This is a genomic window from Synechococcus sp. H55.11 (assembly GCF_047462475.1).
GTDB lineage: Bacteria > Cyanobacteriota > Cyanobacteriia > Thermostichales > Thermostichaceae > Thermostichus.
This window is the reverse complement of record NZ_JANSJI010000047.1, coordinates 1-8,973: the sequence shown is the minus strand read 5'-3', so window position 1 is coordinate 8,973 and position 8,973 is coordinate 1. Positions and strand designations below refer to the sequence as shown.

The 8,973-nt window shown below is 60.1% G+C and carries 5 protein-coding genes; 3 read left to right on the top strand and 2 right to left on the bottom strand.

The features are described from left to right. Positions 1–236 precede the first annotated feature (236 nt). The 3 genes from NW853_RS01925 to NW853_RS01915 are packed head-to-tail and all read left to right on the top strand — an operon-like array spanning position 237 to position 3,774. Positions 237–1,739, top strand: coding sequence for an FkbM family methyltransferase (locus NW853_RS01925; protein WP_414347431.1), 1,503 nt, complete (start codon positions 237–239; stop codon positions 1,737–1,739). A gap of 22 nt (positions 1,740–1,761) precedes the next feature. Next, positions 1,762–2,631 (top strand): FkbM family methyltransferase, encoded by an 870-nt coding sequence (locus NW853_RS01920; RefSeq protein ID WP_414347429.1) that lies wholly within the window; start codon positions 1,762–1,764, stop codon positions 2,629–2,631. 15 nt (positions 2,632–2,646) lie between these two features. Further along, positions 2,647–3,774 carry a glycosyltransferase gene (locus NW853_RS01915; protein ID WP_414347426.1) on the top strand — a complete coding sequence of 376 codons (1,128 nt, stop codon included), beginning with the start codon at positions 2,647–2,649 and terminating at the stop codon, positions 3,772–3,774. On the opposite strand, the gene NW853_RS01910 is transcribed toward NW853_RS01915, so the two are convergent. Beyond that, complete coding sequence (locus NW853_RS01910; RefSeq protein WP_414347423.1) at positions 3,761–6,577, bottom strand: tetratricopeptide repeat protein; 2,817 nt, start codon at positions 6,575–6,577, stop codon at positions 3,761–3,763. The two genes, NW853_RS01915 and NW853_RS01910, sit on opposite strands and share 14 nt — an antisense overlap. 142 nt (positions 6,578–6,719) lie before the next feature. Beyond that, on the bottom strand, positions 6,720–8,510 hold the full coding sequence (locus tag NW853_RS01905) for an Ig-like domain-containing protein (protein WP_414347420.1): 1,791 nt from the start codon (positions 8,508–8,510) through the stop codon (positions 6,720–6,722). Between the last annotated feature and the right edge of the window lie 463 nt (positions 8,511–8,973).

The following is an 8,973-nucleotide window of genomic DNA, read 5'->3' as shown; positions in this document are numbered from 1 at the left end:
CTCACCACCTGGTCGGGGGTTTGCGCTGGTGTGGCCTGCGTACAGGCGATCGTGCCCGCCAGTGCGGCCATCAAAACCCAAGCAGAGCAACGGCGTACCATGAGCATCCCTCAACAACAAGCAGCACTGCTACCCTAGGCTACCAGACTTTCTCTTTAACTTGCTCATCGGCTGGGGCAAACCAGGTGAGCCTCAGCAAAGTGGTAGGATAATCCAGCAGCTTAGTATGCCAAGCCATGGGGATCCACACCACTGCTGACGACTACAACGAACTGGGGATATCCCACTACTTGCGAGCGCAGCAAGCCAAGACCTCCCGCGAGCGGCGTGCTGCCTGGGCCCTGGCTCTGGCAGCTTGGCGGCAGGGGCTGGATCGGGATCCCAATCACCTTTTCTGTCAGTTCAACCGCCTGCACGCCCTTTTGGCCTTGGGCAGCCAACTTACGGCTGTTCAGGAGGGCAAAGAGTTGCTCTCGCGTCTCCTCACCCAGCGCTATCTAGAGGATCCCAACCTGGGCTTGTCCGGATCCGAGCTGAGGTTGGCCTGGGATCCCCCCAAGCTGGCCTCCAACGGCTCTGTTACCAAGAGAAAAAAAAGCCAGCGCTCTGCCAAAGCTGCCGCCTCACCTCAGCTAGACCTGCGGGAGCGCTACCTCCACACCCTGGCCCGCTGGTTGGCCTGTCACAGTGGCGTGGTTTACCGACCTGAGCCCCTGCCCTACTGGCGCTTAGCGGCAGCGATTGACCCTACGGATCTGGAAGCGCAACTGGTGATTGCCCTCAATGGGGTAGCTCAGGCGCAGCCAGAGGGAGCGTTTCTGCTGCAACGCCTAGCCAGCCGCTACCCCAATCAAAAAGATAGAGCCATTCAGGTGCTCCAACTGGCCCTGGATCGCTACCTTCCCTCCCCTCCCAAGCCGGATACTGCCTCCGAAGCCGACGAAAAGGCCCCGCCCAGCTCAGAAGCCAAGCCGGAAATTTGGACCCAGTACGAAGGGTATAAGCTGAGGCTGGAGCCTGATCTCAAAAGCATTGTTACCTTTGTTCTATTGGCCCAAGATCGCTGGTTTGAAAGCGAAATCGAGCTGTGTCGGCAAATCCTCAAGCCGGGCATGCGGGCCATCGATGTCGGCGCCAACGTTGGCGTTTATACTTTCCTCTTTGCCTGCTGTGTCGGGCAAGAGGGGAAGGTTTACGCCATTGAGCCGACGCCGGGATGTGTGGAGTGTCTGCGGGCAACAACGGCTCAGAACAAGCTGGAGGGTTCGGTGCAGGTTATCGAGGCAGCAGTGGGCGAGGAGTCCCGCGAGGTCTATCTCGTCTGTGAGGGCGCCAGCGTTTTCAACCGCATCGTTACGGATCCGCTGTCGGTTGTGGAAGAGACCAAGCCGGTTCAGCAGATTACCCTGGATGAGCTGTGGACTTCCGAGGGCAGCCCCGCCATTGACCTGCTCAAAGTGGATGCCGAGGGAGCAGAGGTTCCGGTCTTAAAAGGGGGGAGGAAGCTGATCGAGAGCTGCACTCCGGTTATCTTGTTTGAGAATCAACACGCTGGCCAGGTGACAGGCCTGGAATCGACCAAGGTTCTTGCCGAATTGGGTTATCTCATCTACACATATAACCCATGGATTCAAGATCTCACCCCTGTTCAAGCTTCTGTTCAGCCGCCAACCACGCTAAACTTGGTTGCTGTCCATCCCAACCGATTTTCTCTGCTCAGCAAATTGGCTCTCATTTAAGTTGCGTCTATGGAGCAAAGCCATGCCTTTTCCCATTAGCGAGATCCTTGGTGAAGATATGCCCCTCATCAAAATTGTGGATGTAGGGGCGATGTTCCTAGGCAGAGATAACTTTGACAAGCTGGTTCAGCAAGGACAAGCCAAAGTTATCGGTTTCGAGCCTCAAAAAGAAGAATGTGAAAAGCTCAACGCCAGGGCTCTGGCCGAAGCTCCTCGAGCGGATCAGGTCAAGCGTCAGTACTTCCCCTACTTTATCGGCGATGGATCCCGGCGCAAGTTTTATTTCACCAACACCGGCTATACCTCTTCTCTTTACGAGCCCGATCAGGAGCTGGCCCAACATTTTGAGAACTTGGCGGAAGTTTGCAAAGTCACTCGAGTTGAGGAAGTCCAGACCACCCGCCTGGACGACATTCCTGAGTTGGGGGAAGTGGACTTTCTCAAAATGGATGTGCAGGGAGCTGAGCTGGACGTGATCCGTGGTGCTACTAAAACTCTCCAGCACATAACCGTTATCCAAACCGAGGTGGAGTACATTCCCCTCTACAAAAATCAGCCTCTCTTTAGCGATGTCGATATTGCTCTCAGGGAGCAGGGCTTTTGGCTACATGGCATGACCAGCAACTTTGGCGCCTGCCTCAAGCCTTTTTCGGCCAAAACCTATCGCCCGTACACACAGGTATTGTGGTGCGACTATGTTTACGTGAAAAACTTCATGCGCTTGCAACAGCTCTCCCCGCGGCAGCGGCTAGCCATGGCGGTGATTTTGCACGAGGTTTACCTCTCCTACGACCTGGTGGCCTTTATTCTGGGTGTTCACGACCAAATGGCCAAAACCCGCTACAAAGATTTCTACCTGGCCAAGATGTTTGCCGCTCTCAATGTCTCTTAGGTTGCGAGGTAGAGAATGATCGTTATTGACGGGGTAATCTGGCAATCGGAAGGGTTCTTTCGCTCGCCGCTGCTGGATCAGTCTTACCTGTGGCTGAGTCTGATTGAAGAGTGGGTCAAGGCCAAGAAGGCGACGCAGTTTGTAGTTCTCACCCGTGGCCAGTCTTGGCTGCCGCCGGGAACGTTTTTTTCCGAGATCCCGCGCTTTGCCTTTGATGAGGCAGAGGAAGATCGCAGCGGCCTGCAAAGTGTCTGTGACCAACTCCAGGCCCGCCTGTTTCTCTCCACCGGCTACACCACTCCTCTTTCCACTCCTTCCATTGCCTTTATCTACGACCTGGAAGCAGAGTCCGGTAGCCAATTTCACTCTGAATACATCGAGAAAAAAAACGCCATCCTGGCCGCTTCCCACTACGTGGTCTTTTCCGATGAGGTGCTGGCCGGCTTTCGGGCCCACTACCCCGGCATCCCGCCAGAGCAGATCTCGCTGGTATATCCGGCCCTCGAAGGCTGGGCCAAGCCGGCTGCACCCGATGCCATGGCCGAGTTTCGCCGCCAGCATCAGTTGACGCGACCTTTTTTCTTGGCCGTTTTGCCGGAGCACCTGGCCGATTACCGCGGCCTCCAGGCCGTCAGCCAGGCGTGGGAGATCCTGCAAGGCCAAAGGCTCTCTCGCACCGAGCTGGTCTGCGCTTTTCCCGCCCCTCTGCAGGTGGATCCGGTCAAGTCGCAGTTGCCCCAGCGGGAGGGCATCCGCTACCTGAGCCTTAGCAATTCTGAGCTGGCCTGTGCCTATTCTTCTGCCCTGGCCCTGGTTTTCCATGCCACCTTTCGCCCCAGCAGCCCCCTAGAGGCCATGGCCTGCGGCTGCCCCGTGGTGCACTACCGCGAAGGGCAAGGGGAAGCTCTCAAAGAGCAGGAGGCGGCGACCTTGCTCTGCCAAGGCTCCCTGCAGGAGCTGGCCGATGCCCTGCAGCGCATCCAGGGCTACCCGGTGCGAGCCCCCCTCATTGCCAAGGGTTTGGAGCGGGCCAAGGAGTTGAGCTGGTCAAGGGTGGCCGCCAAGCTGTGGGATCTCTTCGACCAGGTTGCCCCCCCTCGCCAGTCTCAGGAAGCGGCAGAACCCGGCGCTACTGGCCGCTGAACACCAGGTTTTTCCACATCTGCCAGTAGGCCCGCTCCAGGGCGCGGGCGTGGCTCTGCGGATCCCGCAGGGGCGACTTCGACATCAGGTCTCGCAGGTTGTGGCGCAGATGCCGCAGCCGCTCCAGGTCGTTGGCCAGGCTGACGGCAATCTCCACATACTCTTCTGGGGTCTGGGCAATGAGCTCCGGCAAGCCCACGTTGGTGAGGATGGAAACCCCTACGCGGCAGACGTGGGCATTGCCCGCCAGCACCACCACCGGCACGCCCGCCCACAGGGTTTCACAGGTGGTGGTGGTGCCGTTGTAGGGGAACGGATCCAGGCCGATGTCGATCTCACTGTAGATCTGCAGGTGTTCCACAATGGCCTGGCGATCGCCGACAAACTCCACTTGCTGCCGATCCACCCCATGCCGCTCGAAGTGGGCCCAGAAGATCTCCCGCACACTGCTGTCGGTGTAGCGCATGTTCTTGAGCAAGAGGCGGGCGTTGGGCAGCCGCTTCAGGATCTCCGCCCACACCGTCACCACGTTGGGCGTGATCTTGGTGGGATTGTTGCAGCAGCCGAAGGTAATCTGACCTGTGGCCAGGGCCGGCAGCTCCGAGACGGGCGGAAAGACATCTATGGGGTTGTAGCAGAGGAAGCACTTGGGCAGCCGCATCAGCTTCTCTGTGTGGTACCGCTCCGTCCTGCCCGGCGGGTCGGCATAGGCGTCGGTGATGCGGTAGTCCACCAAGGTTAGGCCGGTGGTGTTGGGGTAGCCCAGATAGGTGACCTGGATGGGGGCGGGCTTGAGGGCCAGCACCCCCAGTCGGTTGTAGGCCGTGTGGCCGGCCAGGTCCACCAAGATATCAATCTTGTCTTCGTGGATGAGGTCGGCTACCTCTACATCGGAGCGGATCTTGTGGATATCGCGCCAGCCGTCGGCCTTGTCCTTCATTCGCTCGGTAACTGCGTCGGCATAGGGGCCGTTGGAATAGCAGTAGATCTGGAAGCGCTCGTGGTTGTGGTGGTTGTAGACATGCTCAAAGAACATGCTCACCGAGTGCAGCTTGAAGTCGCCGGAGATGTAGCCGATGCGCAGGGGGCGCTTCAAGTCGCGATCCCGGTGGTAGGGCCGGCGCAGGTGGGCTACCATGGCCTGGGTGGCATCGCCCCACTTCTTGTGCTCCCGCAGGGTTTCTTCTGGGTCAAAGTCGGGGGCGTAGTGCAGGCCCATGAGGATGTTGCCGTGGAAGGCGACCACCCCTGGCGCCAGCTTAGCCGACTTGCGGTAGGCCCGGATGGCCTCTTCGTGGCGGCACTGCTGCAGGTAAACCCCCGCCAGCACGGCGTAGGTGGAAGGATCGTCCGGCTGCAGCGCCAGGGCCTGCTCCAGGGCTTCGAGGGCCTCGCTGAGGCGGTTCAACTCCTTGTAAACGGATCCCAGCGCCCGGTGCCCTTCCACAAAGTCTGGCTTGAGGCGAACTGCCTCCTGCAGCACTGGCAGAGCCTCGGCATTGCGGCGTTGGTTCTGCAGCAGCAGCCCCAGGTTGCAGTAGGCTTCCGCCAGTTGTGGATCGTGAACCAGCGCCTGGCGGTATTGGATCTCCTCCTTTTCCGGCTCGTTGAGGTGGCGGTAGGCCAGGCCCAGGTTGTTGTAGGCCAGGGCAAAATCCGGCTTGTGCTCCAGGGCCGCTTCAAAAAGCGGGATCGCCTCTTTAAATCGCAGTTGGTCCAGTAGCAGGCAGCCGGCCTGGAAGTAGGCCTCGGCAAAATCCGGCTTTAGGCCCAGGGCGCGGCTGAGGTGGGCCAGGCCATCCCCCATACTTTGAGGAAAACGCTTGCGCAGCTCCCGCTCTGCCAACAGCCCTGCCACGCTGCGGTGGACCTCGGCGTAGTCCGGCTGCAGGCCAAGGGCCACGTGGTAGTAATCTAGGGCCCGCTCCGGTTGCTTTAGCTTGCGAAAGGCGGTGGCCAAGTTGAAGTAAACTCTGGGCCGATCCGGCTGCAGCGCCAGGGCAGCCTGGTAGGCTTCGATGGCCGCCTCCGGCTGCTCCTGTTCCAGCAGGGCCGTGCCTAGGTTGACGTGAGCCTCCACCCGCTGCGGATCCAGCTCCAGCGCCCGGCGGAAGGCAGCGATGGCCTCTTCCCACTGCCCTTGCTCCGCCAAGGCCAGGCCCAGCCCGTTGTGCAGCTCAGGCCGCTGCGGCTCTTGCGCCAGCAGTTGCCGGTACAGCTCCGCCGCCCGCTGCGGCTGCCCCGCTTCTCGGCACAGCTCCGCCAGCTCCTGCGCCCGCTCCGGCGTGAACTCCACCTCCAGGGCTTGCTCTAGGTAGTCGAGTGCCCTGGCCGGCCACCCCTTTTGCCGGTAGAGCTGGGCCAGCTCCGTCAGGATCTGGGCATCCTGGGGCTGCAGGGCCAGAGCTTTTTGGTAGTAGAACTCGGCCTGGTCATAGTGGCCCAGTTGCAGGTGGCAAAGCCCTAGGTTGTAGAGAGAGGGCAGGTGATCCGGCTGCAGGGCTGCTGCTTCGCAGTATTGGGCAATGGCTTCCTCCAGCTTGCCCAGAGCCTGGTAGACCGCCCCCAAGTTGCTGCGAAAGGCCGCCTGCTGCGGCTGCAGGGCCACGGCCCGCTCCAGGTAGCCGACGGCCTCTTCCAGGCGTCCACTCTGGTAGCAGAGGATGCCCAATAGATGCAGCGCCTCAGGCTGGTTGGGCTGCTGCTCCAAGACCCGGCGATAGGCGGCTTCTGCCTGCTGCAGCTCCCCCGCCTCGTGGTGGCGGACGGCGGTTTCCAGCGCCAAGATATCGGGCGTTGCCAAGTTGCCTCCTCCTCTTTCTAGGCCTTGATTATACTCGGATCTCTCTCAGCCCTCACCCCCGGCCCCTCTCCCAAAGGGAGAGGGGAGATGAAAAATGGGCCTGATGGCTCAGGCCCATAGAGCTCATGTCGCTAGGCAGCTACTAGCGCGGGATGGTGAAGCGGATATCCAGCCGCGGCCCCCGTGCCGTGGTCAGCGGCTGAGTGCCTGTGCCCGCAGCCGGCTCCTTGTCGAACTCGGCCCGGCAGGTGCCGTTCGCCCCCTGGCTGACTTCATAGGTCTGACCGCCCGGCACAGTAAAGCTAAAGGTGGCCGTGCCCAGATTGACCGTGGAGAAGAGGTCAATCGTGGTAAAGATCCCGAGAATCGGGTTGATCTGGCCAGAGAAGAGTGCTGACTGCTGAAAGGTAATAGAGCTAGTTGCGCCTTGCGCGCTGGTCGTAAGCAACACCGGCCCCAACGTGCCGCTGATGGAGTTGCCGGGGAAGAGAATGGGGAAGAGAATAGGATCAATTGGGGTTGTGTCGGAGAAGGTGACGATGCTGGTAGAGGGAGAGAAGGTGGCCGCAAAGGTGGAGCCGCTGACGACTACTACTGAGGTGTTGGGATTCACCTGCAAGCTAAAGGTCACATTGACCGTCGCAGAAGTAGCCGTAGTCTCACTTGCGCCATCGGTGTTTTGCACCCGTCTCGTCTGAGTCAGGAGTGTTTGGGCGAAAGTAGCATTGCCTACCAACTCAAACTGCACGTTCGCCGTTCCCAGATTGAACGTAGCTGAGCTGCTGGCCGTCCCCACCGCCAACAAGTTAGGCGTAGCCTGGTTGTTCCACACCTCGCGGGCGCACTGCAGCCGCACCTGGTAGAAGCGGGAGCCACTCACCGCCCGCTGCACCCCTGGCTGCACATCCGCCGTGCGCGGCCCCGCCGACACATCGTCACCCAACACGTTGCCGTTGATGCTCAACGCAATGAAGCTGGGCGTGGAAGCCGGCGCAAAGAAGTCGCTGGAAACCACGTTGTTGGGCGCACCCAGCGTGACTTCCTGGAACACCACGTTGTTGGCCGGCAGGTTGTGCGGCGTTGGCTCCAGGAAGAAAAAGCCTAAGCCGGTGTCGCCAAAGTTACCAATGGCTACCGCCTCATTGGAGGGCAACTGCACCAGCGTCAACTGTGCATCCTGCACCACAGCATTGGCCGGAATGCTGGCCGGAATTGGGAACGACAGCACTGCGCGGTAGTCGGTGCGCACACCCACCGGCAGGTTCTCCGCCACCCCAGCGCGACGGATACCATATCCCACGGGCACCACGATTGGGTTGGAGAACACCTGCCCGTTGGGTGTCACCGCCGCCAGTTGTGTCGGCAGCAGGCTAATGGGATCGCCGGTAGCCGCCACGTTGCCGGTGGTGAAGGTGGCCACAAAGTCTTCGGCCAGGCTGCGGCCGGAAGCAAACAGATCCGGCACCGCCCGCGAAATGGTGACCCGATAGACAGAGTCATTGCTCAGGGGTGTGCGGAAGGTGATGGTAACTTCGGTGCGGTCGGAGTTGAAGGCCAGATCCCGAGGCGGTACCGCTCCGGCCTGGGGCGCCACCGAGGTGATGCTCAGGGCTTGATTCAAGGGAGCCTCGCGCACCGGCTCGCTGAAGCGAATGACAATCCGAGTGCTGATGGCAACGTTGGTGGAGCCATCGGCGGGGCTGATGTTGATAACACGTCCCACTGGCGTAGGCGTGGGAGTGGGGGCGGGAGGTGCTGGCGGCGGAGCCGGGGGAGCCGGAGGAGCCGGCGGGGGCGGGGGAGGTACGGGCACCGACGTGCCGGAGCTATCTTCGCCGCAACCGGTGAGCAGCATGGGCAGCAGCACCACCGTCGATGCCAGAGACAGAGACCCCAGTGACTTGAGCAGCCACTTGTGCATTGTTCCGTTCATGTTTCTCCTCTTAACCAAAAAGTAGAGTTCGGCTGAACACTTCCCTCACATTACCCGATCGGCTCGCTCAGGGCAACCTAAGCTTTCTGAGAAATGGCCAATCGAGGGGAGACGCAGACACGCCAGTTTGGTGGCTAGCCTGTTTACTCTGCTAATCATACAGGCAGATGCGGCAGCTTTGGCAAGAGTTATCGACTTTTTCCGGGCCAATGGGGAGTGATCTGGGTCACAGACGATGGCATGAGCTTGCCTGTGGCTACTGCTTCGTACAACTCTGCTGAAGAGGCTGGGTTGAGGCTTGGCCGAGGGAGGTGAGACGTGGCCGGAATCTTTGCCCAGCAAGGTTTTCTCGGATCCAACTCTAAAAAACCGGGAGATCTACCTATTTCTCTGAAAAATGGTGCTTGATCCGGGGCAGAAGGGTGGCAGGATGAGGAGTGGATGTTTTTTCTGGAGACCCAAC